Here is a 25,187-nt window from a genome sequence, read left to right on the forward strand (position 1 = left end):
ACGCTGCCCGCGTTGACATGCACCTGCGCGCATATGAAACTAAGTGCATGTCGTTGCAGCACGCGCTCCTCGTCTCCCTCGCGGAGCAGGAGGCCACCGGGTACGACCTGACGCGTCGCTTCGACCGCTCGCTCGGCTTCTTCTGGCGAGCCACGCACCAACAGATCTACCGCGTCCTCGGGCGCATGGCCGAGGACGGCCTGCTCGCCGTCCGCATCGAACCGGGGGAGGGGCGCCCGGATCGACGGGTTTACGCCGTCACCGATCTCGGTCGCGAAGAGTTGCTGCGCTGGACGCGGGAGCCCACCCCGAGCGAACAGCTGCGCTCGGAGTTCGCCGTCAAGATCCGCGGCATGGGCTTCGGTGACGAGGACGCCGTCGTCGCCGACATTCGACGCCGGCGCGCCGAGCACGCCGAACAGCTCGCCTACTTCGAGGCGAACCGTGCCAAGCACTACCCGGACGTCGAAGCGCTCACCGACGAGGAGCGTCCGCTGTACGCGGTGCTGCGCGGCGGCATCCTCACCGAGCAGTCCCTGCTCGCGTGGTGCGACGAGATGCTCGACCTGTTCGGAGCCTCCGACGTTCCCGTCGCAGACACCCCACCGACTGCCATCCGACACGAGACCACCGAGGCGCCCGAGGCGTCACGTACATCGAGGAGAACCGCATGAGTTACGAGCACCTGCTCAGCCCGCTCGAGGTGAGCGGCGTGACGCTGAAGAACCGCGTCATGATGGGCTCGATGCACACCGGCTTCGAGGACAAGAAGCGTGACTTCCCGCAGCTGGCACGCTACTTCGCCGTCCGCGCCGAGGGCGGCACCGCGCTCATGGTGACGGGTGGGTTCGCGCCGAACACGACCGGTCAGCTCAGCCCGTTCGGGTCGATGCTCACCGCAAAGCGTCAGGTCGATCGCCACAAGATCGTCACCGACGCGGTGCACGAGCACGACAGCCGCATCCTCATGCAGATCCTCCACGCGGGTCGTTACGGCTACACGCCCTGGAGCAAGAGCGCGTCGAACAAGAAGTCGCCGATCACGCCGTTCCGCCCCAAGGCGATGACGACCAAGGACGTCGAGCGCACGATCCGCGACTACGCGACGTCGGCGCGCCTGGCGAAGGAAGCCGGCTACGACGGCGTCGAGATCATGGGTTCCGAGGGCTACCTCATCAACCAGTTCCTCGCCGCGCGCACGAACGACCGCACGGACCGCTTCGGTGGCAGCGCCGAGGCGCGTATGACCCTGCCGCGCGAGATCGTCCGTGCCGTGCGTGACGCCGCGGGTGAGGACTTCATCGTGCTGTACCGCATCTCGGTGGCGGACCTCGTCGACAACTCGCAGACGTTCGAGGAGATCGCGACGCTCGCGCAGCACCTGCAGGCCGACGGCGCGTCGATGTTCAACTCGGGCATCGGCTGGCACGAGGCTCGCATCCCGACGATCGTGACGTCGGTGCCGCGCGCCGCGTTCGCGTGGGCCACCGGCAAGCTGCGCGCCGAGGTCGACATCCCCGTCATCGCGAGCAACCGCATCAACACGCCCGAGGTGGCCGAGCAGCTGCTCGCCGACGGCCTGGCCGACATGGTCTCGATGGCGCGCCCGCTGCTCGCCGACCCGGACTTCGTCAAGAAGACCGAGGCCGGGCGTACCGACCTCATCAACACCTGCATCGCTTGCAACCAGGCCTGCCTCGACCACACCTTCGGCGGCAAGAAGGTGAGCTGCCTCGTCAACCCGCAGGCCGGGCGCGAGGGTGAGCTCGTGCTCCTGCCGGTGCCGAAGCAGCGCACCAAGAGCGTTGCCGTCGTCGGCGCCGGCCCCGCCGGTCTCGCCGCCGCGACGAACCTCGCCGAGCGCGGCCATGCCGTCACGCTGTTCGAGACGCGCGATCACCTCGGTGGCCAGTTCCGTCTCGCGATGAACATCCCCGGCAAGGAGGAGTTCGCCGAGACCCTGCGCTACTTCACGCGTCGCCTCGAGGAGCTCAAGGTCGAGGTGCGCCTCGGCACGAAGGCCGACGCCGACGTGCTGGCCGAGTTCGACCACGTCGTGCTCGCCACGGGCGTCGTGCCGCGTCGCCCGCAGATCGAGGGCCTCGACCACCCGAAGGTCATCATGTACGACGAACTGTTGCGCGGCGAGAAGACGGCCGGCGCGAGCGTCGCCGTGGTCGGCGCCGGAGGCATCGGTTTCGACGTGAGCGAGTTCCTCCTGCACGAGCCGCACGAGACGCTCAAGCACTGGATGGAGCGCTGGGGCGTCACCGACTCCGAAACGGTGCCGGGCAACATCACCGAGAAGGTGATGGAGGATCCGCGCCGCCAGGTCTACCTCGTGCAGCGCAAGCACACGGCGCTCGGCAAGGGCCTCGGCAAGACGACCGGTTGGGTGCACCGGCAGACGCTCAAGGACTCGAAGGTCGAGTTCATCGGCGGCGCCACGTACGACCGCATCGACGATGACGGCCTCCACCTGACGCTCACCGCCGCGCCGCCGCGCCCCGTGGGCCCGGTGACGAAGCTGTCGAAGAAAACCGGCCTGCCGCTCGGCATGGTGCCGCAGCTCAAGGCGCTCGACAAGCGTCTGGGCAAGGTGTCGAGCGAGGCGCAGGAGAAGTTCGACGCCAGCGAGCCGGTCACGCGGGTGCTCGACGTCGACACCGTCGTCATCTGCGCCGGCCAGGAGTCGGTGCGCGACCTCATCCCCGGCCTCGACGAGAGCAAGGTGACCGTCATCGGCGGAGCCGATGTGGCCGCCGAGCTCGACGCGAAGCGTGCCATCAAGCAGGCGACGGAGGTTGCCGCCGCCTTGTGAGCCTGCAGGTCCGAAGCGCGCCCGCACGTTCTTCTACGCTAGGTCGTGGAGGTTCGCGCGGGCGCGCTTCGGGCGTGAGTGGGCTGTCAGGCGCTGATCCAGCGACGCATGTTGGTGTCCTCGGCCGTCGAGTACTCGTTGCTCGTGAGGTGAAGCGTCGAGCTGATCGAGCTGAGGGTGCCCTTGAGCTTCGTCATGTCGGTGTGCCACGTCGTCATGAGGGACGAGAAGTTGGTCGACGCCGAGCCCTTCCACTGCGTCTGCAGGGTCGTCAGCTTCGTGTTGAGGTTCGTCAGGGACGTCTCGAGCTCGGTGACGAGGGTAGCCGTGTCGGTGCCGTGGGTGGAGATCGCGTCGGAATCGACGGTGTACTGCGATGCCATGGTGCTGCCTTTCGAACGGGGGAGGCGAGGGGGTTCGTCTCCTCGAGTTCGACGGTAGGCAGGACGCTTCGAGCGGTGCGTTCGGTCATCCACAGGCGCGCCCAGCCGTCACACCTGTGGACGGTGCGCACCCCCGACACGTGACTGCCCCTACCTTCCCTTACCCCGGGTATCCCGTTGATGCCGTAGCCCATTGCCTTGTCTGTGACCACCGCCGGCTCGTGGTCTCGGCGGCGCGACCGTTTCCACCCCTTGTCAGTGCGGCGCGCTAGGTTGGCGGCATGAGCGAACGCACGATCGCGGCGGAGGCCGACGGCCTGACGATGGCGTACGGCGAGGGCGACGCGCGTGTCCTCGCGCTCGACGGGGTGAGCCTCGATCTTTACGAGGGCGAGTTCACCGCCGTCATGGGCCCGAGCGGATCGGGCAAATCCACCCTCATGCACTGCCTCGCTGCGCTCGAGACGCCCACCGACGGCAAGGTCTACATCGGTGACGCCGAGGTCAGCGGCCTCGATGACAAGCGCCTCACCGCGCTGCGCCGCGACCGCATCGGCTTCATCTTCCAGTCGTTCAACCTCGTGCCGACGCTCACAGCGCGCGAGAACATCCTGCTGCCCGCCTCGATCGCCGGGCGCAAAGTCGACCAGGAACTGTTCGACGACGTCATTCACGCCGTCGGGCTCGAATCGCGACTCGGGCATCGCCCCAGCCAGCTCTCCGGCGGCCAGCAGCAACGCGTCGCATGTGCGCGTGCCCTCGTCACGCAGCCCGACATCATCTTCGCCGACGAACCCACCGGCAACCTCGACTCCCGCTCCGGCGAAGAGGTCCTGAGCTTCCTTCGTCGCAGCGTCGACCGGCTCGGGCAGACCATCGTCATGGTCACCCACGACGCCTTAGCTGCCGGCTTCACCGATCGTGTCGTCTTCCTCGCCGACGGCCGCGTCGTCGACGAGATGCGCGACCCCACGTCGGAGCGCGTGCTCGACCGCATGAAGCAATTCGAGTCCCGCGCCGGGCGGCGATAAGGGTGCTCGCCACCTCGCTCAAGACGGTGTGGGCGCGCAAACTGCGCCTGCTCATGAGCACGTTCGCCATCGTGCTCGGCGTCGCCTTCGTCGCCGGCTCGCTCATGTTCACCGACTCCCTCGGCAAGGCCTTCACCGGCATCATGAACGGCACCGTCGGTGACGCCAACGTCCGCCTCGCCCAGGAGAACGGCGGCCACGGCTCGCGCCTCGGCGCTCGCATCATCCCGCCGAGCGCGCTCGAGAAGGCCCGAGCCGCCGACGGCGTCAAGCAGGTCGACGGAGTCGTCACCTCCATTTCGGCCACCGTCCTGGCCAAGGACGGCAAGGTCATCGGCGGGCAGGGGGCGCCTGCGTTCGGCGTCAACTTCCACACAGCCAAGGCCGCCGAGGGCGCCGAGGGCCTCCACATCACCGAGGGCCGGGCACCGACGAAGAACGGTGAGATCGCGCTTGATCCGAAAACGGCAGAGCGCGGCGGCTACCGAATCGGCGACACCGTGAGCATCCTCACCACCGGTGAGACGCCGCGCTACTCCGGCAAACTCGTCGGCTTCGCCTCCTACGCCAACGGCTCGATGGTCGGCACGACGCTCGCCGTCGTCGACACGAAGACCTCCCAGAAGCTCTTCCTCGACGGGCGCGACGGCTACACCTCGCTGTGGGTCGAGGCCGAGCCCGGCACGTCCCAGGGCGACGTCGTCAAGGCCCTCAAACCCACCGTTCCGGAGGGCTTCGAGGTCGTCACCGGCAAGCAGGCCTCAGACGAGGCGGCCTCCGGAATCCAGGACGCGCTGTCGTTCATCACGACCTTCCTCCTCGTCTTCGCGGGCGTCGCGCTGCTCGTCGGCTCGTTCCTCATCGTCAACACGTTCGGCATCCTCGTCGCGCAGCGCAGCAAGGAATTGGCGCTCATGCGCGCGCTCGGCGCGTCGCGGCGTCAGGTCTTCGGCGGCGTCGTCATCGAAGCGCTCGTCGTCGGTTTCATCGGTTCGGTGCTCGGCATCGGCGTCGGCGTCCTGCTCGCCAAGGGCATCTCGGCCCTGCTCGCTCGTCTCGGCGCCGAGATCGACATCGGTGGCCTCACACTCGAGCCCCGCACCATTATCGTGTCGCTCGTCATCGGCCTCGGCGTCACGACGCTCGCGGCCTGGCTTCCGGCCCGCCGTGCCTCCCGCATCTCACCGATCGCTGCCATGCGCGACGACCAGGTCGAGCCCGAGCAGACGGTCTCCCGTCGCGCGTGGTTCGGTGCGCTCCTGTTCGTCATCGGCGTCGCGCTCGTCGTCGCGCAGCTCGTCACCGACTCGAGCATTTGGGTGTTCGTCACCGGCATGGTGCTCATGCTCTTCGGCACCATCGCGGCCACACCCGTGCTCGCCCGCCCGGTGGTACGCGGCATCGGTGCCCTCGCCCGGCGTCAGGGCGTCGTGGCACGCCTCGCCGAGGAGAACTCGCTGCGTAACCCGCGCCGCACCGCGGCCACGACATCGGCGCTCATGATCGGGCTCGCGCTCGTGTCGATGATGACGGTGTTCGGCGCCTCGGCCTCGGGCAGCATCGATGCCCTCATCGCCAAGAGTTTCCGAGGCGACTTCGTCGTGAGCGGCCAGCGCTCGGAGCCGATGTCGCAGAGCATCGCGCCGTCGATGAAGAAGGTCGACGGCGTCCGTGAGGTCTCACGCCAGCGCTACGGCGACGGCACGGCCAACGACGCTCCCGCCACCTTCCTGGCCGTCGACGCGGCCACGCTCGACGACGTTGCACCGATCACGGTGACGCAGGGTTCGAACGCGCTCGACGACTCGAAGCTCCTCGTCTCGACGGACGTCGCGAAGGCCTTCAACTGGAAGCCGGGCACTCAGGTGCGCATCACGGTCGACGGCTCGCACACCCGCGCGGTCAACGTCGCGGGTGTCTTCGACAAGGAGGACAACGACCGTCAGGACGACTACGTCGTCACCATCCCGACGTTCGAAGCAATCGGCGGCGCGGAGAAGGACAACATGCTCCACGTCCTCGCAGCCGACAGCGCCGACCGGAAGAAGGTGCAGGCCGGGCTCGAAGGTGTCGTCAAGGACATCCCGACGATCACGGTGAAGGACCAGGAGGGCTACGCGGCCGAGCAGCGCGCGCCGATCGACTCGATGCTCACCCTCATCTACGGCCTGCTCGGTCTCGCCATCGTCATCGCCGTGCTCGGCATCATCAACACGCTCGCGCTGTCCGTCATCGAGCGCACCCGCGAGATCGGGCTGCTACGGGCGGTCGGTCTGAGCCGCCGTCAGCTGCGCTCGATGGTGCGCCTCGAGGCCGTGACGATCTCGCTCATCGGTGCTCTCATCGGCGTTGTCCTCGGCACGATCTTCGGGGTGCTGTTCCAGCGCACGCAGGCCGATTCGGGTGTTGACGTCCTCGTCATTCCGTACGGGCGCCTCGCGCTCTTCCTCGTGCTCGCGGCTCTCGTGGGTGTGCTCGCCGCCTGGTGGCCGGCCCGACGCGCGTCGAAGCTCAACATCCTGTCCGCCATCGCCACAGAGTGATCAATCGAAGGAGAAGGCCGTGAGCGACACCGACCCCAGGATCGATGTTCTGTCCCAAGCGAACGTCGAACACGTGCCCGGCCCCGCAGACGTGACGACGGTGCTCGTCACGCTCCCGCCCGGCAGCGCGGGCAGCCCGCCGCACCGCCACCCCGGCCCCGTCTTCGGCTACCTCATCTCCGGTGAGATGCGCTTCGAGGTCGAGGGTGAACCCGAGCGCATCCTCCGCGCGGGGGAGGCGTTCTGGGAGCCGGGCGGCGACCTCATCCACTACCAGGACGCGAACAACCTCGACGACGCCGAGACCGTCTTCACCGTCACGGCAGTGCTGCCGCCGGGCGCCGACCTGCTCGTTCCCGTCAGCGACGAAGAACTGGCCGAGCGGGCTCACCTGCGGGCGCCGCGCTCGAACTGAGCTGCGGCGGCAGCCCTTGGGCGTGCACGATCGTCAGGGCGCTGACGGCACGCGTCAGGACGACGTAGAGGCGCCGTAGCCCCGTCAGCTCGTCGGCTTCGGCAGCCACGATGTCGGCCGGCTCCACCACGACAACGCGGTCGAACTCGAGGCCCTTCGCCACGTCGGAGGGCACGAGTTCGATCTGGTGATCCTCAGCATCGCCGTGATCGCTGCCCAGTCGTCCGTAGGCCAGCCCTGCGTCACGCAGCGCTGATTCGAGTGCGTCGAGCGTCGATCCTACGGCGATGACGCCAACCGATCCCGGCTCGTTGGCCGCGCTGCGGATCGCGTCCAGCGTTCCTGCGGGGAGGGCCTGCGCGCCGTCGACCTTGAGGTGCTCGAGGCGTCCACGGTTGGAACGCACCGACTCCGGCGCTGCGAGCCCCGTCGCGATCGTCGGCAGGAGGAGCGCTGCGTACTCGATGACGGCCGCCGGCACACGGAATCCCTGACGCAGTTCCTCGAGGTGGAACTCGGGCTTGCCGAGGTGACCCATCGAGGCGTCCCACGAGCCGGGCGCCCACGGCGTCGTCGCCTGCGCGATGTCGCCGAGCACGGTTGCCGAACCCGTCGAGCAGCGACGGCCGACGGCGCGCAACTGCATGGCCGAGAGGTCCTGGGCCTCGTCGACGATGACGTGCCCGAGGCTCGTCGTGCGCTCGATCGCGTCCGCGGCTTCGTCGAGCAGCCCGAGGTCCGCGACGCTCCACCGCGCCGAGCCCTTGGCCCGCGGCGGCTTCGCCCACGGGGCGAGAGCCTGCTCGTCGGCGTCGAGGTCCTCGCGCGCGCACTCGCTGAGGAAGTCGGCGTCGGACAGGAGCCGATGGACGACGCTGGCCGCGTCGATCTTGGGCCACAGCGCCTTGACGTACGCCTTCACCGGGGCGCTGCGCGCGATGGCGTCCTGCACCCGGTCGTCCGGCGAATCGCCCGACGCTTCGAGCTTCACCATGACGGCGTGGGCCAGCCGCTGCGCCAACATCGCGCGGGCCGCCTCGTAGCGGACACCCCGCGTACGGAGTTCGTCGACGATCTCCGCCACCTCGTAGGCGGCCACGCGCCACCGACGGGAGCCGCGCGGTACGACGAGCGCTTCGGTCGGTTCGCCGACGTGTGCCCAGACGGCACGGTGGATCACGGGCGCCCAGCGCGCGTCCCCCTTGAGCACGGCGACAGCCACGTCATCGGTGCCACGCACGACCCAGCGGCGTTCCTTCGGGGTTTCGGGGTCGGCGTCGCCCGAGAGGAGGGTCGCGATCGTCGCGTGGCGTACCCGCGCCTCGCCGAGCGACGGGAGCACGGCGGAGATGTGGTCGAGGAACGCCGCGTTCGGGCCGACGACGAGGACGCCGGCGCGATCGAGCCGTGCCCGGAAGGTGTAGAGCAACCACGCGGCGCGGTGCAGACCGACGGCGGTCTTACCGGTGCCGGGCGCTCCCTGGATGCAGACGGTGGTCGTCACGTCCGCGCGCACGAGAGCGTCCTGCTCGGGCTGGATGGTCGAGACGATGTCGCGCATCGGGCCGGAGCGCGGTCGCTCGATCTCTTCGGCGAGGATCGCGCTGCGCAGGTCGCTGTCGACGCCGTCGCCTTCGTTGGGGCGGCTGAGGTGCTCGTCCTCGTAGGCGGTCAGTTCGCCGCGCTCGACGCCGAATCGTCGCCGCAGGCTGACGCCCATGGGCTCGGCGGGCGAGGCCCGGTAGAACGCTGTCGAAACCGGTGCGCGCCAGTCGATGACGAGCGGGTCGCCGTCCTCGTCGGAGACGTGTCGGCGCCCGACGTAGAGCTGTTCCTCGTGGGCGGCGGCCTGCGTCGGGTCGGTGTAGTCGATGCGGCCGAAGAAGAGGGTTGTCGACGGGTCGTCGGTCAGGGCCGCCACGCGCCGGGCGAGCGTCGCGCCGAGGGCCTCACCGCTGACGGCGTCGCTCGCCTTCGACGCATCCAGGGCCAGTGTGGCCTCCCGCATCCGGGCGAGGTTGGCGCGCGCCCGGGCGAGGTGTTCGCGTTCGTGGGTGAGGACGGCATCCGACGTGGGTGCGGGCATGGGTGACTCACCTCGGGTCGCGAGCGGCGGGGGAGAGCCAACAATAGCGGGCTCGGCCGCACTGCTCGGTGCCGCTGTCGACGCGCACGGCCCACCCCGATGTTGCCGGGATGGGCCCTGCGAACTGACGCGTCCTCAGGTCACTGCTTGGCGGGCTGGGCTCCGAGCGTGACCTGGACGTTCTGCTGCTTGCCGTCGCGGATGATCGTCAGTTTCACCGTGCTGCCCACCGTGCGTGAGCGCACCTGCGCGACGAGCGCGTTCGCCGACGTGATGGGCTGACCGTCGAGCTCGATGATGGCGTCGTTCTCACGCAGGCCGGCCTTCTCGGCGCCGCTGCCCTTGCTCACGGACGAGACCTTCGCCGCGGTGAGCGTGGCCTTTCCGTTGCTCACCTCTGTGGGCTGAGTAGAGATGCCGAGCAGTGCGTGCTCGGCCTCGCCCTTGTCGATGAGCTGGTCGGAGATGTTCTTCACGACGCTCATCGGGATGGCGAAGCCGATGCCGATGTTGCCGCTCTGACCGGAGCCGCCGCCGGAACTCAACGACGCGATCGAGGAGTTGATGCCGATGAGACGGCCGCTGCCGTCGACGAGCGCGCCACCGGAGTTGCCCGGGTTGATGGCGGCCGAGGTCTGGATCGCGTTCGTCACGACGGTGTCGTTCGACGTCGACGACCCCCCGGAGTTTCCGCCGCTCGTCGTCACAGGACGGTTCATCGCGGAGACGATGCCCGTCGTCACGGTGCCCGCGAGGCCGAGGGGGTTACCGACGGCCATGACGGGCTGGCCGACGACGAGCTTCTTGTCGTCGCCGATCTCCACCGGGGTGAGCGACGGCACGTCCTTGATACGGATGACGGCGAGGTCGGTGGACGGGTCGGTGCCCACGATGTCGGCCTTGTAAGTGCGGTTGTTGTGCAGCGTCACCTGCACCTCGGCGTCGTCCCCGCGATCGCCGCCCGCAACGACGTGGTTGTTCGTGACGATGTTGCCCTGCTTGTCGAGGATGACGCCCGAGCCCTGCCCGCCGTTATCGCCGGAACGGACCGAGATCGAGACGACGCTCGGGTTCACCTTCGCCGCCGTCGCCGACCAGTTGACGGTGCCCGCGTCGGCGAAGTCCTTCGGGTCGGCCTTGATGACGGTGGAGTTACCGCTCGTGTAGCCGGTGCCGTCGTCGCCTGCCTTCACGACGCCGTAGGTGCCTGCGGAGGCGAGCGCCGCTGCGAGGACGGCGGTGGCGCCGACCGCAGCGAACAGGCCCTTGCGACTCTTCGCCTTCTCCTGGTCGGTCGTAGAGAACGCCGAGGCCGCGGGGCCCTGTGCCGCCGGACCGCCGGGGTGGGCGTTCATCGCGGCGTACCCGCCCGCCGGAGCGCCCCAGGGCGCTTGCTGTTGGGGGTTCGGAGCCTGCGCCGGTTGCTGGCGTGGCTGCGGCACGGTGTGTCCGGCCGTGCCCTGGTGGCCCGCTTCCTGGGTGTTCGGGTGGTCACCGGGGCCGTACGGACGTGCCGGTTCGGGACGGATCTCCTGCGTGGCGTCGACGGGGCGCGAGCCTCCCGAGGGAGTGGAGGTGTCACCCTGCCCGGGACGGCCCGAGTCGGAAGCGCCGGTGGCAGGAGCCTGATGCTGACCGGGCAGCGGGCGCCGCATCCCGCCGTCCGGGCGGTCTGGCGTGGCGTTCGGGTGGTCGGTCATGTCGAGACTCCTGCTGTCGCGTGGTCCTTCTTCGAACCGAGGTTAGTGGGTCGTGGGCGGTGGGTGCGCATCGGTTGAGCGGGCCTGGTCTGTCTGTGGATCCGCTGTGCGGCCGGAGGGCAGACGGAGAGTGAACGTGGCTCCGCCGCCAGGAGTTTCGTCGACCGACGCGGTGCCGTGGTGGGCCGCTGCGATGGCGGCCACGATGGACAGGCCGAGGCCGGTGCTGCCTTGGGTGCGGCTGCGGGCCGGGTCGGCGCGGTAGAAGCGGTCGAACACGCGCTCGCGCATCGACTCGGGGATGCCGGGGCCGTGGTCGACCACTTGGAGCACGGCATCGCGCCGTCCGTCCGGGCCGGGCAGGTGCCCGACGCGGACGTCGACCTCGGTGCCCTCGGGCGTGTAGCGCTCGGCGTTCGTCACGAGGTTCGTCACGACCTGCCGCAGGCGCTGCTCGTCTCCGCGCACCGTGACGGGCCCGAGCGGTCCGTCGATGCCGCGCACTCGGAAGCGCTGTGACGTGACGCGGGCCTCTGCGTCGGCGACGGCGTCCGCAGCGATGACGGTGAGATCCACGTCGGAGACGGGGCGTGCGGTCGCGGCCGAGTCGGAACCGACCGTCGCGGCGCGCTGTTCGGTCTCGAGGCGCGAGAGCAGGAGCAGGTCGTCGACCATGGCGCTCATCCGCTTGGCTTCGTTCTCGATGCGCCCGAATCCGGCGGACACGTCGGCCGGGTCGGTGACGGCGCCGACGCGGTACAACTCCGCGTAACCGCGGACGGTCGCGAGGGGAGTGCGCAGCTCGTGGGAGGCATCTGCGACGAAGCGACGCATGCTCTCCTCACTGCGATCCTTGACGGCCATCGAGCGCTCGATCTGGCTCAGCATGACGTTGAGGGAGTGCGCGAGGCTCTCCACCTCGTCGGTCGTTTCCGGGTCGGGCACGCGGCGCGTGAGGTCACCGGCGGCGATGGCCGCGGCCGTGTCCTCGATGTCGCGCAACGGGCGCAACGCGCGGCGCACGGCCCACAGGCCTGCGCCCGTCGCGATGAGCAGTGCGAGGGAGCTGACGGCGATCGTCATGATCTGCATGCGGCGTACGACCGTGCGCACGTTCGACAGGCTGACGGCGACCGCATAGGGGCGGCCCGAGGCCTCGTCGATGCCTTGCACCATGCGCCACTTCGCCGTCGACGAGCCCTGGGAGCCGATCGTTTGCGGCGTGCCTTCCGACGTGCGGGCCGTTCGGGCCGTGACGACGGGGAAATCGGGGCGCGGGCCGGTGGCCGGAACGTAGTCGTGGGTGCGCCGGGAATCGACGATGCGTGCCGCGTAGACGTTGAGCGGCACCGCGCGCGTCATGTACGGCTCTTCGGATTCCTGCTGGATCGTCGAGGAGACGAGGGTCGGCGCGGCGGCCTGGAGGTCGGCGTCCTCTCGCTGCACGAGGTAGGTCTCGAGCTGCCAGGAGCCGGCCGTGCCGACGACGAACATCGCAGCACCGAGCAGGCTTGCGAGTACCGCGATGATGCGTGCACGAAGAGGCCAGCGGTGAATGCCGCCCCGCAACCTGGCGTACTGCTCGCGGGCCGTGCGGCCGGGAGTTGAGAGCGTCGACGGCGTCGGACGCGGCGACTGGGAGGTCAGAGCGTGGCCTCGTTCAGCGCGGTTCGCGCAGCACGTACCCGACGCCGCGCTTGGTGTGGATGAGCGGCTCGGAGAAGTCCGCGTCGATCTTGCGGCGCAGGTAGGAGATGTACGACTCGACGATGCCCGCCTCGCCGCGGAAGTCGTAGTCCCACACGTGGTCGAGGATCTGGCTCTTGCTCACGACGCGGCCCGCGTTGAGCATGAGGTAGCGCAACAGCTTGAACTCGGTGGGGGAGACATCGATGACGCGTCCGGCGCGGCGCACCTCGTGGCTGTCGTCGTCGAGTTCGAGGTCGGCGACGCGCACCGTGGGGCCGTCGGTGTCGTCGGCCTTCGTGCGACGCAGCACGGCGCGGATGCGGGCGACGACCTCCTCGAGGCTGAACGGCTTGGTGATGTAGTCGTCACCGCCGACGGTGAGGCCCTTGACCGTGTCGTCGACCGAGTCACGGGCGGTGAGGAACACGATCGGCAGCTCACGGCCGCCGTCACGCAGCTGTTTCGTCACGGTGAAGCCGTCCATGTCGGGCAACATGACGTCGAGCACGGCGAGGTCGAAATCCTGCGTGGCGGCGAGCCCGAGGCCTTCGCTGCCGCTGCCGGCAACCGCGACATCGAAACCGGCGAACTTCATGCTCGTGGCGAGAAGGTCGCGGATGTTGGTGTCGTCCTCGACGATGAGGATGCGTGCCTCGGGTGTGCTCATACCGACCATTCTGATCGTCGAGTCTGGAAGTTTTCTGGATGTCTGCTGGATGGGTTTGCGTGCTGAACGCGTCGTTCTGCGGTGCAAGGCGTTCCTAGGATGGGGACAGGACGAACGAAGGGGGAGGTGTCATGAGCCTGCGGTTCTACGCCGACGATTCGGCTCGGCGGACGCGTCAGCTCGTTGCGGACGCGCTGCTCGCGCTGTGGTGTCTGCTCGCCGTGTGGGCGGGCGTCATCGTGCACGGCCGCGTGCTCGTGGCCGAGGACGGCGCGACGAAGCTGGAAACCGGCAGCGGTTCGCTCGCTCAGAACATGACCGACGCTGCGAGCGCCGTCGCGAAGATCCCGTTCGTCGGCCAGGAGGTGCGCACCCCCTTCGACAACGCGGCGACGACGGGGCGCAACCTCTCCGCGTCGGGCCACGACCTCGCCGACGGTCTCGGCAGGCTCTCGTTGACGCTCGGACTCCTGACGGCGCTCGTGCCCATCCTGTTCGCACTCATTCCGTGGTGCTTCACCCGCCTTCGCTACGCCCTGCGGGCCGGGCGCGTCGCGCGCCTGCGCGCGATGCCGGGCGGTGAACGTCTCCTCGCGCTCGAAGGCCTGACGACGCTGCGTCCCAGCGTCCTCGCATCGCTCGATCCGGACCCCGCTGCCGCGTGGCAGGAGGGCGATCGCACCGTCACCCGGGAACTCGCGGCGCTCGTTCTGGTCGCGTTCGGGCTGCGCGGGGGAGACGTGAGCCCAGAAAGAAGGCGCGGGGCTGCGCTGCCGACGACGCCGGGTCGCGATGAACCGTCCGACGCAGGGTCGCCGACCACTGAGTCGCTCGATGCTCGGGCGGCCGATGAGCCGGTCGACGCCGAGCCGCCCTACGACCAGTTGGGCGACGACGATCTCGACGACGACATCACCCTCGTCGACGGGCCTCAGGACGAGAGGGACGACCACGGCGACGACGACGGTTTCGACCCCGAGGGCGAGACGCGCGTCACCAAAGCATAGGTACGGAATATTCCGCGGCATTCCGGCGTTACTGGACGTGATCACCCGCCCGTCCCGCGAGCCGAGGAGGTACCACGAGCCCCACATTCGCCTCGTTGTCCATCCGTAACTACCGTCTGTACGCCGCCGGCGCACTCGTGTCGAACGTCGGCACATGGGTCGGACGCGTCGCCCAGGACTGGGTCGTTCTCACCGAGCTGACCGACCACGACGCCGCTGCCCTCGGCCTCGTCACTGCGCTGCAGTTCGCGCCCGTCGTCCTCCTCGCCCCGCTCGCCGGAGCGTTCGCCGACGCCTACCCGAAGCGTCGCCTCCTCATGCTCAGCCAGAGCGCGCTCGCGCTCACCTCGGCGCTGCTCGCCGTTCTGCTGCTCACCGACACCGCGAGCCTCGGCGCCGTCATGGCCATCGCCTTCGCCCAGGGCATCGCGACCGCGCTCGACAACCCGACGCGTCAGGCCTTCGTCTCCGAGATGGTTCCCGAGAGCCGCCTGACGAACGCCGTCGGTCTCAACTCGGCCTCGTTCAACGCGGCGCGCCTCATCGGCCCCGGCGTCGCCGGCCTGCTCATCGCCAGCATCGGCGCGGGGTGGTCGATGGTCGTCAACACGCTGTCGTTCGTCGCCGTTCTTGTGGCACTCGCCGCGATGAACCCCCGCGAACTACGTCCGGCGCCCAGGCGCAAGGGCCGCGGTGGAGTGCGCGAGGGGCTCGCCTATGTCCAGGGACGGCGCGACCTGCAGCTCATCATGGGGCTCGTCTTCGTGCTCGGCACGTTCGGTATGAACTTCCAGATCACGACGGCCCTCATGGCGACGACGGTCTTCCACGCCGACGCCCGCGCCTACGGCGTCATCTCGTCGGTCATGGCCGTCGGCTCGCTCGCAGCCGCTCTGCTCGCCGCACGCCGCAAGGCGCCGTCGCTGCGCCTTCTCATGCTCGCGCTCGTGTCGTTCACGGTGTTCTCGGCGCTCGCCGCGATCGCTCCGAACGTCTGGCTCTTCGGCATCTTCCTCGTGCCCGTCGGCCTCGCGTCGCTCACGGCGCTGACGACGGCGAACGCCACCGTTCAGCTGAGCGTCGCACCGGCGCTGCGAGGTCGCGTCATGGCGCTCTACATGGCGATCCTCATGGGCGGCACGCCAGTTGGCGCTCCGCTCATCGGCTGGATCGGCAACACGTTCGGCGCCCGCTGGACCATCCTCGTCGGCAGCATCGCCGTCGGCCTTGCAACCCTGGTCGCGGGGGTGGCGCTCATGCACGCCCGCCACTACGACTCGCGTGACGTCATGGCGATGCGTCCGCGTCTGCACTGCAGTGAGCGCGACCTCGACCACACCGACGACGAGCGCGTCAGCGCTGTGGCGAGCGTCTTGGCCGGCCAGAGCGGCGACGCCGCGGTGCGCGAACCCGCAGTGAGAGAATCGGCGGCATGACCCCGAAGACCCGTCGCCTCATCGTTCTCGTCGCGCTCGCGGCTTTCGTGCTCGTGCCGATCCTCGCCCAGCTCGCGAGCCTCTGACTCAGACGGAGGCTGCGGCGCTCGCGTTCTCGCGGGCACGCTCGGCGCGGCGTAGCTGGTCGACCTCCTCGATGACGATGCGGCGCAACACTCCCGGCGCCTCGACGCGCCCGTCGAGCCAGGCCTGAGCGGCCTCGGCATCGGTGACGACACCGAACAGCCCACGGGCGAGTTTCGAGGCGATGACCTGGCTGCGTCCGTTCCACCACCGCTCCAGCGAATCGAGGTAACGCGCCTGCAGGGCGACGCCCTGAGCGCAGAGCACCGACGCAGGGTGCGTGAGGCCGGCGACGAGGGCAGCCACCTCCTCGTTCGTCAGTGACTCGTCATCGGTGCGCTCCCATGCGGTGAGCTTCGCCTGTGGTGTCGCCAGCGCGGCGCGCACGGCAATGGCCTGTGCGATGCCGCGTTTCGTCGTATCGCGCTCGAGTTCGCGATCCAATTCGGCCCGCACCTCGTCGACCTCGTGCTCGCCGGCGTGCGCCGCGCGCGAGACGAGCAAGGCCCAGCGCTCGTCGGCGTCGGGGTGGAAGAGACCGTCGGGGCCGTCGAGCATTGCCCTCATTTCGTGCTGCGCCGCGGGAGCGATGCCGGCAGCCCACGTGAGGACGCGTCGCCACGCCAGCGCGAGATCGAGGCGTGCGGTCGGTTGTGCGAAGGCGTCGTACAGGTCACCGTCGAGGGCCGAGGTGTAGGCATCCCGCGCGACACGCCACAGCGCGTCCCCCCACTCAGTGCGCATCGAGGTGGGGAGATACGTCGTGACGGCCGTGACGTACTTGAGGCACACGCCGTCGACGACGGCGGGGGAGCGCTCTGCCGGGATGTGCCCGAGCACCGTCCGGCAGAACGTCTGCGTCGGAAGTTGCGCGTCGCGGCACGCGTGCCACAGCTGACCCCACGCGACGGCACGCGAGTTCGTCGGCTCGAGCGCCGCGAGATGACCCGTCAACGCGTCGAACGTGGCGGCGTCGGGCACGATGCGCGCGTACGTCCAGTCGTGGTCGTCGACGAGCGTGACGGCGCCCGTGTTGGGCAGGGGAGTGCGTGCGTCGGTGACGTCGATCCACTCCGAATCCAGGGGCGTCCAGCCGTCGTCCGTGACGGAGAACGACGTCACCTGGAGGCGGTGCGGGCGTGCCGCCGGGGCGGCGGGCGGTTCGTCGGCGCTCCAGTCGAGGCTTTCGCGCACGAGCTCGCCACCGTCCACCGAAAGGGTGTCCGGGCCGGCCGTGCGCAACCACGCCTGTGCCCACGCGCTCATGTCACGTCCGCTCGCGGTCGACAGGGCGGTGAGGAAGTCGGTGAGCGAGGCGTTGGCGAACGCGTGGTCCGCGAAGTACGCCGAGACTCCTGCGTAGAAGGCGTCCTCGCCGACGTAGGCAACGAGCTGACGCAGCACGGAGGCGCCCTTGGCGTAGGTGATGCCGTCGAAGTTGGCCCGCGCGGCCTCGACGTCGGGGATGTCCGCGACGATCGGGTGCGTCGTCGGCAGTTGGTCGGCGGAGTAGGCCCACATCTTGCGGCCGAGCCCGAAGGTCACCCAGGCGTCGGCGAACTCGGTGACCTCTTCGCTCGCCTGGGTGCCGATGAAGTCGGCGAAGGACTCCTTGAGCCACAGGTCGTCCCACCACGGCATCGTGACGAGGTCGCCGAACCACATGTGCGCCATCTCGTGCAGAAGCGTGTTGGCGAGTGCCTCGCGCTCGCTGCGGGTGGCGTCGCCGCGCTTGAGGTAGCGCTCGTTGAACGTCACGAGGCCGGGGTTCTCCATGGCGCCGATGTTGTACTCGGGCACGAAGATCTGCTCGTACTTGCCCCAGGGGTACTCACGGCCGAACCGCTCCTCGCACCAGGGCAACCCGGCCTTCGTCCAGCGCAGCAGGTCGGCGCTCGGCAGACGTGACGCCATCGCGGGGCGGCACATGAGCGACAGCGGCACGCGGCGGCCGTCGTCACTCACCCACTCGTCCTCGACGAGGTGGTACGGGCCGGCGATGACGCACACGATGTACGTCGAGATCGGCAAAGTCGGGGCGAAGTCGGTCGTCGTGACGGCGCCCTCGCTCGCGCTGTGCTCGGCTTCGGCGTTGGAACGCACGAGCCACCCTGTCGGTGCGCTCACGCTGATGCGGAACGGAGCCTTGAGGTCGGGCTGGTCGAAGCACGCGAAGACCCGGCGGGCGTCCGTCGGCTCGAAGTGCGTGTAGAGGTAGGTCTCGCCGTCCTCGGGGTCGTGGTAGCGGTGCAGGCCCTCACCCGTGTGGCCGTACACGCACTGCGCGGTGATCGTAACGGTGTGTTCGCGCCCCGGCGTGAGCCCTTCGACGCGCACGCGCGAGTCCGCGTACGTCGCTCGGGCGCGCTCACCGTCGAGTTCGACCTGCGGTTCCCCTACCGCGACGAGGTCGATCTCGACACTCGACTCGCTCGAGACGAGCGTGATCGTCGAGGTCGACGTGAAGGTCGACTGCGTCGAATCCGGCGCCCCCGTCAGATCGAGGTGAATGGCGTGGTCGGCGAGTTCGACGGTCGCGGAACGGTGTTCGGCGACGGCGCGAGTGAGGTTCGCGGCCGAGGGCATGAGCGTCCTTCCTGGGAATGCAGCCTGGGAAATGCTAGCGGCGCGGGCTCGGCCCGCCCGCTTGAGCAGTGACGTCAGAGACGTTCGATGACGTGGTCGATGCAACGCGTCAGGGCCTCGACGTCCGAGGGGTCGACGGCCGGGTACATGCCGATGCGCAGCTGGTTGCGGCCCAACTTGCGGTAGGGCTCGACGTCGACGATGCCGTTCGCGCGCAGCGTCGCGGCCAGCTTGGCGGCGTCCACCGTGTCGGCGAAATCGATCGTGCCGATAACGAGTGAGCGGTGCTGGGCTTCGCTGACGAACGGGGAGGCCAGTTCGTGCGCGTCGGCCCAGGTGTAGAGCGCCTTCGACGACGCGGTCGTACGGCCCACTGCGAAGTCCATGCCGCCGCCTGCGAGGAGCCAGTCGAGCTGCTCCTTTATGAGCGCGTACGTCGCGAGGGCCGGCGTGTTGTACGTCTGGTAGGCGCGACTGTTCGTCACCGCGGTGTCGAGGTCAAGGAACGGAGGAATCCAACGTCCGCTCGCTTTGATGCGCGCGACGCGTTCGAGCGCAGCGGGGGACATGAAGGCGAACCACAGGCCGCCGTCGCTCGCGAACGACTTCTGGGGCGCGAAGTAGTAGACGTCGGTCTCGGTGAGATCGACGGGCAGGCCTCCGGCCGCCGACGTCGCATCGATGACGACGAGTGCGTCCTCGGCGATGCCGTCGGGGCGCTGCACGGGTGCCATCGCGCCGGTCGAGGTCTCGTTGTGCGCCCAGGCGTAGGTGTCGATTCCGGCCGTCGCGACGGGGGAAGCGACACTGCCCGCAGGTGCCTCGATGACGTGCGGAGCCTCGAGGAAGGGTGCCGCCGCAGCAGTGGCGAACTTGGCGGTGAACTCGCCGAAGACGAGGTTCTGCTGACGCTTCTCGATGAGGGAGAACGTCGCGACGTCCCAGAACGCGTTCGAGCCTCCGACGCCCATGACGACCTCGTAGCCCTCGGGCAGGGAGTAGAGCTCGGTGAGGCCCGCCTGCACGTCGGCTACGAGGTTCTTCACCGGTGCCTGACGATGGCTGGTTCCCATGACGGGCGCCCAGCGCGAAGCGAGGGCCTGGAGGGCTTCCGGGCGGATCTTGCTCGGGCCGGAACCGAAACGTCCGTCGCTCGGCTTGAGCGAATCGGGGATGACGACGGTTTCCGCGGCAGAGGTCTCGGCACTCACTCGGAGCAGTCTAGGTGTGCGGGTGCAAGATGGGGGCATGACTGAGGTGCGAATCGACTACGACGGTGAAGGTCTCGACGAGTCGCAGGTGCCCCCGGCGCCCTACGACCTCGTGCGGCAATGGGTGGGCGACGCGCGCCGCCGCCAGGACGCTTTGGGTGACGTGCCGGAGCCTGAGGCCATCAGCATCGCGACGGCGAACGCTCAGGGCGCACCCCACGTGCGGACGGTGCTCATGCGCTACCTCGAGACCGACGGACCCGGTTTCTACACGAATCTCGAGTCGGCGAAGGCATCCGATCTTGCGGCCAACCCTCAGGTGGCGGGCGCGCTGACGTGGCCCATGATGTTCCGCGCGATCCGGTTCACCGGCACGGCTCGGGAGCTGCCGCGTGACGTCGTGCGCACATACTTCGACTCACGCCCGTGGGGTTCGCGCGTCGGTGCGTGGGTCTCGAAGCAGTCGCACCCGCTCGACTCACGCGCCGAGCTCGAAGCGGCGAACGCCGAGATGGCTGCGCGCTACCCCGACACCGGCAGCCCCGACGACGTTCCGTTGCCCGACTTCTGGGGCGGCTACCGCATCGACTGCGATGAGATCGAGTTCTGGGCGGGTCGCCACTCGCGCCTTCACGACCGTCTTGTTTTCGTGCGAACCGCCGAGGGGAACCTCGACGACCCTTCGGCATGGCGTCTCGAACGTCGTTGGCCGTGAACGAGATTCGCTGACGCGAAATCCCCTGCCGGGACGATGCGACCTACCTCACGCGCGGTGGGTGTTCCTTCGGGAACGAAGTCGACCCGTTGTAGCGTTGACCATGACGAAGCGCGCCGCGTTCCCTCCCCCTGGTGGCGTGCTTCGTTCTGTTCGGCCGCAGCGCCTTCGGGTGCGCGCCGAACGGCGAAGGGCCGGACTCCCACGTGGCGTCCGGCCCTTCGTTTTTGTGTGCTGATGGCTATTTCTGACCTGCTTCGGCATCGCTCCAGGGTTTGGCGCCGCGCTTGGCGAGCATGCTCGTCATGAGGTTGATCTCGCTCTTCTGGCCCTCCACCATGGTTCTGGCCAGGCGGACGGTCTGTGAGTCGCTCGCCGCAGCCTGAGCGGCCTCTGCCATCTCCACGCCCGCGCGGTGGTGGACGATCATCAGCCGCAGGTAGAGGATCTCTGCTTGCTTGCCGCGGCTCTCGCGTAGCTTCGACAACTGCTCGCCGGACGCCATGCCCGGCATCCGGCCGTCCGCGAGGAGCATTTGTCCCTTCGGAAGACCAGCGTGCTGGTGGCCGGTCCGCGCCATCCACGCCATGCGCTCACCGGACACCGCGAGGGGCAGCTCCCATTCCTGCAGCCACGCCATCATCTGGCCGCGCTGGTTCTCCTGCGTCGTCGCGATGTCGTAGGACAGCGTCTGGATGTCGGCTGCGGTGCTGCGCGAGCGCACCGTCATCGACATGTCGACAGCCTGCGCGTGGTGCGCCGACATGTCGCGCGCGAACCCGGCGTCGACGCTGTCGGCTCCCGGGTGACGTGGCTGCGCCGACCACATGCCGACGAGTGCGGCGAGGACGAGGGCCACGAGTGCGACCAGCGAGATGGCCGCCGGGCGGCGTACCTGTGCCCAGGTGAGGTCGTCGCGACGCTCGTCGTCCGACGCGGGCTCCGGGCTTCGATGACGCTCGGGGCCCCCACCGTCGTGCGGTTTCTTTTCGTCCGTCATGGAAGGTCCGAGCGTCACATCTGGCCGGCGAGCTTGCCCGTGTTCGGGTCGTACGCGCCGCTGCAGGCTGCGCCCGGCTCAGGCGTCTGGGGGCCCTGCAGGTAGGCGTCGATGAACTTCTTGATGCGCGGATCCGAAGCGTTGTCGACCTTGAGCTGGTGGCCCCAGGCCGTCAGGACGATCTTCGAGCCCTGACCCGGGTACTGACTCATGAGCATGTAGTCCTGGCCGGCCAGCTTCTTCAGCTTGGAGATGTCACCGCTGCTCGCCTTGTCGGTGGTGATCCACACGGCGCCGTGTTCGAGGCTGTGGACGGCGTACTTGTCCGGGATCTTCTTGTCGTAGACGCCGCAGTTGGCCCAGGCCTGGTTGTGGTTACCGCCTGCGGGCGGCGTCATGGGGAACGTGGGGTCGCCCTCCACGTGGTCGCGGCCCAGGTTGCTCCACGTCTTCATGCCCTTGATGTCGGAGCTGGCGGTGCCGCCGTCGCCTCCGTCGCCAGAGTCGCGCGTCGCGAGGAAACCCACACCTCCACCGAGCGCGACGACCGCGGCGACTCCGCCCGCGATCAGGGCCATGCGCTTCTTCTTCTCCGAGCGGCGCTGCTCGGCCTGCATCTGGGCGAGGCGCTCGCGTCCACTCGCCGTATCGCGATCGCTGCGTGCCATGGGGGTACTCCTCGTGGGGGTCGTGCTGTGCGGTCGGCGCTCATTATGGCCGTACAACCTTTGCGCACGGCTACGCAGGAGGCCGTGGAGGTGGCACTCTTGTCCTCGTGAGTGACCTCATCGATACCACCGAGATGTATCTGCGCACGATCTATGACCTCGAGGAAGAGGGCATCCCTCCGCTGCGCGCACGTATCGCCGAGCGCCTCGGCCACTCCGGCCCGACCGTCTCGCAGACGGTCGCGCGCATGGAGCGTGACGACCTGCTGCACGTCGGTGACGGTCGGCGGATTGAGCTGACGGATAAGGGGCGCACGCTGGCGACCCGCGTCATGCGCAAGCATCGCCTCGCCGAGCGCCTGCTCGTCGACGTCATCGGGCTCGAACTCGAGTTCGTGCACGACGAGGCATGCCGCTGGGAACACGTCATGAGTGAGCGCGTGGAGCGCAAGATTCTCGAACTCATCGCCGACAAGGGCCTGTCGCCCTACGGCAACCCCATTCCAGGTCTCGCAGAGCTGGGATGGGAAGGGGAGGCGATCGGCTTCCGTGACGGCGTGCAGTCGCTGGTCGAGGTCGCCGGCCAGGAGCCCGTCGAGGTCATCGTGCGGCGCATCGGTGAGCCGGCCCAGGCGGACGCCGAGTCGCTCGCTGTTCTGACGAGCGTCGGCCTCGCGCCGCAGGTGGCCCTGATCGTGCGCGCCGAGGGTGAGCGTGTGCACGCTGCGGTGCTCGACCGGCTGGACGACGCGGTGTCGCTTCCGCACGACCTCGCGTCCCACGTTTTCGTGGAGGTTCGTCAGGGCTGACGCGTGTGATGTTTGTCACATAATCGGCCTGTAACGGTTTTGCGGATTTCGGCGGTGGCGGGGGGCGTCATGCCCCCACGGGTGGAGTTCGCGTTTGCCGCGCCGTGACGCGGCGAACACCAACTCCACATGCCCGTGATCTTTCCGTTACGGTCGGTTGCGGTTCGGTTCGAGAACACTCGTTCGCCCTTCGCGCCCAGCCCTGTCGGGGCGTACGAGTCTTATCCGCGAGATCGCAGTGACAGGGGCGGGGGACCCACTTTTCGTCCGAGGCCATGAGCCACGGACTTGGGGTGAAGTCACGCACGAGACCGCACAGGTCGGCGTGACCGGGCTGAGCAACTGGCCCGAACCCGACAGCTCACCTCGTAGGCGCTCGAGAGGTTGCACATTGTCCACCCAGAAGACCATCGGTCGTCACGCCCAGTCGAAGAACCCCCGTAGCCTGACCCGCGTCTCCGCGGCCGTCACTGTCACCGGTGGTCTCGTCGCAGGCCTCGCCGCGACGGGCTCGTCCGCAGGCGCTGCTCCGACGACGCCGCGTCAGGAGGCCGTGCGGGCCGCCACGACGCCGCTCGAGCTCAAGACGGTCACCCCCGCCAAGTCGCTCGTCGTGAAGCAGGCCAAGAAGGCTGCGGCTACCAAGAAGTCCACTGTCAAGAAGGCCTCGCGCACGCAGGTCCGTCAGGCCCTGACGCAGCGCAACGAGCGCGCCACGCAGGCCCTCGCCGCTCAGCGCAAGGCTGCGCAGGAGCGTCGTGAGGCTCGCGCCGCCGCGAAGGAGCGCGAGGAGCGTCAGCAGCTCAGCCGCACGCAGGTGCGCCGCACCGTCACGCAGCACCGCACGCCGAACCAGCAGAACGCCTACGGCCAGCAGCGTCAGCGTCCGGCCGCTACGGCGACCACGCAGCGCACGCGTCCGGCCGCTACGGCGACCACGCAGCGCACGCGTCCGGCCGCTACGGCGACCACGCAGCGCACGCGTCCGGCCGCTACGGCGACCACGCAGCGCACGCGTCAGTACACGGTCAACACGGCCGCGACGCGCATGACGAACCAGAAGGCCTCGGCTGCCACGCCGTCGCGCTCCGGTGTCGTCGCCATCGCGTCGCGCTACACGGGCATCCGTTACACGTGGGGCGGCAGCACGCCGGCCACGGGTCTCGACTGCTCCGGTTTCGTCGCCTACGTGTTCAAGCAGATCGGCGTCAACCTTCCGCACCAGTCCGGTGCCATCCGGGCCATGACGACGCCGGTCTCGAACCCGCGTCCGGGTGACCTCGTCTACTCGCCGGGCCACATCGGCATCTACGCCGGTAACGGCATGTCGTACGAAGCCCGCCAGGCGGGCATGCCGTCGGGTCTCTACCCGGTGGTTCGCGGATCCTCCTACGGCCGCCTCTGACCGAACCGGTCGCACGACAAAGGCGCCGCAAGCCCTCGGGCTTGCGGCGCCTTCGCGCGTTGGTGGACCCGGGCTTACTTGAACTCTCGGAAGAACATGGCCGCTGCGCCACCGACGCCGAGGAGGAAGACGCCGAGTCCGATGGCGAGCGTGAGGTTGCTCGGGCCGTCGGAGTCGTCGAACGCGGGCGCGGCGAGGCTCGACGCGCTGCTGCTCGGCGTCCGTGACGACGTCTTCGAGCTCGAGGAGGACGTGGAGGACGACGACGAGGAGGACGCGCTGCTGCTCGGCGTGGAGGTGGCCGTCGGGCTCATCTCGTTGGAGCGGGTGGTGGACGGCTCCGTCGGTGCCGGAACGTCGCTCGTCGCGCTCGGCAGGCCGGTTGCGGGCACGTTGTCCGTGGTCGGTGCGGGAGCACTGTGCGTTCGCGTCGGCGTGTAGGTCGGGGTGGACGTCGACGGCTCCGGCGCCGGAGCGCACTGGCCGAGCGGGAGCGAGCCGACGCCGACTCCGCCGGCATTGATGTAGACGGCGCCGGCGCCCGACGGGATGGACAACGTCACCGTCGTCGACGCGTACGGAGCCACGGTGGTGGCCGCCGGGGAGACGGGGGAGCCTCCCGCTGAGGCGGTGAACGTCTGGACGAGTTCGCTGCCGTTGGTCAACGTGACCGTGACGAGCGTTCCGTTCGCGCCGCAGGTCGGCGACTGGAAGATGGCGCTGCTGCCTCCCGGCGCCATGGGGAGCGCGGACGCGGCGGACGCGCCGGTGACAGCGATGACGCCGAGACCGGCGGCGCCGGCGAGAGCGCGGGCGGAGGAGAAGGGGCGTGCAAGCATCGGGAGCGACCTTCGGAAGACGTCGAGCGGCGTGGTGCCCGTCGATTCTTCCACGAACCGAGCCGAACAGCAGGACGATCGGTCTTCGATTG

The 25,187-nt window shown here is 69.0% G+C and carries 20 protein-coding genes and 1 riboswitch; of the genes, 10 read left to right on the forward strand and 10 right to left on the reverse strand.

Annotated features, from left to right (window positions below; translation table 11 throughout):
- Positions 1-47: 47 nt before the first annotated feature.
- Both EVU97_RS10455 and EVU97_RS10460 read left to right on the forward strand, forming a co-directional pair.
- Positions 48-674: a PadR family transcriptional regulator gene (locus EVU97_RS10455; protein ID WP_082128865.1), complete on the forward strand. Its 627-nt coding sequence runs from the start codon at positions 48-50 to the stop codon at positions 672-674.
- On the forward strand, positions 671-2,821 hold the full coding sequence (locus tag EVU97_RS10460; RefSeq protein ID WP_129665617.1) for an NADPH-dependent 2,4-dienoyl-CoA reductase: 2,151 nt from the start codon (positions 671-673) through the stop codon (positions 2,819-2,821). The genes EVU97_RS10455 and EVU97_RS10460 overlap by 4 nt, the downstream gene beginning before the upstream one ends.
- 86 nt (positions 2,822-2,907) lie before the next feature.
- On the opposite strand, the gene EVU97_RS10465 is transcribed toward EVU97_RS10460, so the two are convergent.
- Entirely contained in the window at positions 2,908-3,204 is a 297-nt protein-coding gene (locus EVU97_RS10465; protein WP_047312300.1) for a WXG100 family type VII secretion target, read from the reverse strand.
- Between the two features lie 281 nt (positions 3,205-3,485).
- Between EVU97_RS10465 and EVU97_RS10470 the strand changes: the two genes are divergently transcribed.
- From EVU97_RS10470 to EVU97_RS10480, 3 genes are read left to right on the forward strand one after another with little or no spacing between them, the layout of a single operon-like run.
- Positions 3,486-4,235, forward strand: coding sequence for an ABC transporter ATP-binding protein (locus EVU97_RS10470; protein WP_129665619.1), 750 nt, complete (start codon positions 3,486-3,488; stop codon positions 4,233-4,235).
- A gap of 2 nt (positions 4,236-4,237) precedes the next feature.
- Positions 4,238-6,778, forward strand: coding sequence for an ABC transporter permease (locus EVU97_RS10475; protein ID WP_129665621.1), 2,541 nt, complete (start codon positions 4,238-4,240; stop codon positions 6,776-6,778).
- A 19-nt stretch (positions 6,779-6,797) separates the two neighbouring features.
- Complete coding sequence (locus tag EVU97_RS10480) at positions 6,798-7,193, forward strand: cupin domain-containing protein (RefSeq protein WP_129665623.1); 396 nt, start codon at positions 6,798-6,800, stop codon at positions 7,191-7,193.
- On the opposite strand, the gene EVU97_RS10485 is transcribed toward EVU97_RS10480, so the two are convergent.
- From EVU97_RS10485 to EVU97_RS10500, 4 genes are all read right to left on the reverse strand, one after another.
- The gene (locus EVU97_RS10485; protein WP_129665625.1) at positions 7,138-9,279 is read right to left on the reverse strand and encodes an AAA family ATPase; all 2,142 of its coding nucleotides are present in this window, start codon (positions 9,277-9,279) and stop codon (positions 7,138-7,140) included. The two genes, EVU97_RS10480 and EVU97_RS10485, sit on opposite strands and share 56 nt — an antisense overlap.
- 140 nt (positions 9,280-9,419) lie before the next feature.
- Positions 9,420-10,979 carry a S1C family serine protease gene (locus EVU97_RS10490; RefSeq protein WP_240730205.1) on the reverse strand — a complete coding sequence of 520 codons (1,560 nt, stop codon included), beginning with the start codon at positions 10,977-10,979 and terminating at the stop codon, positions 9,420-9,422.
- A 42-nt stretch (positions 10,980-11,021) separates the two neighbouring features.
- On the reverse strand, positions 11,022-12,473 hold the full coding sequence (locus tag EVU97_RS10495; protein ID WP_129665627.1) for a cell wall metabolism sensor histidine kinase WalK: 1,452 nt from the start codon (positions 12,471-12,473) through the stop codon (positions 11,022-11,024).
- Positions 12,474-12,639: 166 nt separating this feature from the next.
- The gene (locus tag EVU97_RS10500; RefSeq protein WP_129665629.1) at positions 12,640-13,335 is read right to left on the reverse strand and encodes a response regulator transcription factor; all 696 of its coding nucleotides are present in this window, start codon (positions 13,333-13,335) and stop codon (positions 12,640-12,642) included.
- A 131-nt stretch (positions 13,336-13,466) separates the two neighbouring features.
- Between EVU97_RS10500 and EVU97_RS10505 the strand changes: the two genes are divergently transcribed.
- Together EVU97_RS10505 and EVU97_RS10510 are read left to right on the forward strand one after the other, a co-directional pair.
- Positions 13,467-14,342, forward strand: coding sequence for a hypothetical protein (locus EVU97_RS10505; RefSeq protein WP_129665631.1), 876 nt, complete (start codon positions 13,467-13,469; stop codon positions 14,340-14,342).
- A gap of 95 nt (positions 14,343-14,437) precedes the next feature.
- Complete coding sequence (locus tag EVU97_RS10510) at positions 14,438-15,778, forward strand: MFS transporter (RefSeq protein ID WP_129665633.1); 1,341 nt, start codon at positions 14,438-14,440, stop codon at positions 15,776-15,778.
- A gap of 87 nt (positions 15,779-15,865) precedes the next feature.
- Here EVU97_RS10510 and pepN read toward each other — a convergent pair whose 3' ends face one another.
- Together pepN and serC are read right to left on the reverse strand one after the other, a co-directional pair.
- Positions 15,866-18,448, reverse strand: a complete 2,583-nt coding sequence (gene pepN / locus EVU97_RS10515; protein ID WP_129665635.1) for an aminopeptidase N — start codon at positions 18,446-18,448, stop codon at positions 15,866-15,868.
- A gap of 74 nt (positions 18,449-18,522) precedes the next feature.
- The gene (gene serC / locus EVU97_RS10520; protein WP_240730206.1) at positions 18,523-19,659 is read right to left on the reverse strand and encodes a phosphoserine transaminase; all 1,137 of its coding nucleotides are present in this window, start codon (positions 19,657-19,659) and stop codon (positions 18,523-18,525) included.
- 37 nt (positions 19,660-19,696) lie between these two features.
- Between serC and pdxH the strand changes: the two genes are divergently transcribed.
- Positions 19,697-20,374 (forward strand): pyridoxamine 5'-phosphate oxidase, encoded by a 678-nt coding sequence (gene pdxH / locus EVU97_RS10525; RefSeq protein WP_129665639.1) that lies wholly within the window; start codon positions 19,697-19,699, stop codon positions 20,372-20,374.
- 241 nt (positions 20,375-20,615) lie between these two features.
- Here the strand turns inward: pdxH and EVU97_RS10530 are convergent, their stop codons facing one another.
- Positions 20,616-21,374 (reverse strand): DUF305 domain-containing protein, encoded by a 759-nt coding sequence (locus EVU97_RS10530; RefSeq protein ID WP_129665641.1) that lies wholly within the window; start codon positions 21,372-21,374, stop codon positions 20,616-20,618.
- A gap of 14 nt (positions 21,375-21,388) precedes the next feature.
- Positions 21,389-22,042, reverse strand: coding sequence for a DUF3105 domain-containing protein (locus tag EVU97_RS10535; RefSeq protein ID WP_047312294.1), 654 nt, complete (start codon positions 22,040-22,042; stop codon positions 21,389-21,391).
- Positions 22,043-22,149: 107 nt separating this feature from the next.
- Between EVU97_RS10535 and EVU97_RS10540 the strand changes: the two genes are divergently transcribed.
- Entirely contained in the window at positions 22,150-22,851 is a 702-nt protein-coding gene (locus EVU97_RS10540) for a metal-dependent transcriptional regulator (RefSeq protein ID WP_129665643.1), read from the forward strand.
- Between the two features lie 216 nt (positions 22,852-23,067).
- Positions 23,068-23,239: riboswitch (cyclic di-AMP (ydaO/yuaA leader) on the forward strand.
- Between the two features lie 3 nt (positions 23,240-23,242).
- Positions 23,243-24,256, forward strand: coding sequence for a C40 family peptidase (locus EVU97_RS15235; protein ID WP_129665645.1), 1,014 nt, complete (start codon positions 23,243-23,245; stop codon positions 24,254-24,256).
- 74 nt (positions 24,257-24,330) lie between these two features.
- Here the strand turns inward: EVU97_RS15235 and EVU97_RS10550 are convergent, their stop codons facing one another.
- Complete coding sequence (locus EVU97_RS10550; RefSeq protein ID WP_129665647.1) at positions 24,331-25,095, reverse strand: hypothetical protein; 765 nt, start codon at positions 25,093-25,095, stop codon at positions 24,331-24,333.
- Positions 25,096-25,187 lie beyond the last annotated feature (92 nt).

The organism is Dermacoccus sp. 147Ba, from assembly GCF_004151355.1.
GTDB classification, from domain to species: Bacteria; Actinomycetota; Actinomycetes; order Actinomycetales; family Dermatophilaceae; genus Dermacoccus; species Dermacoccus abyssi.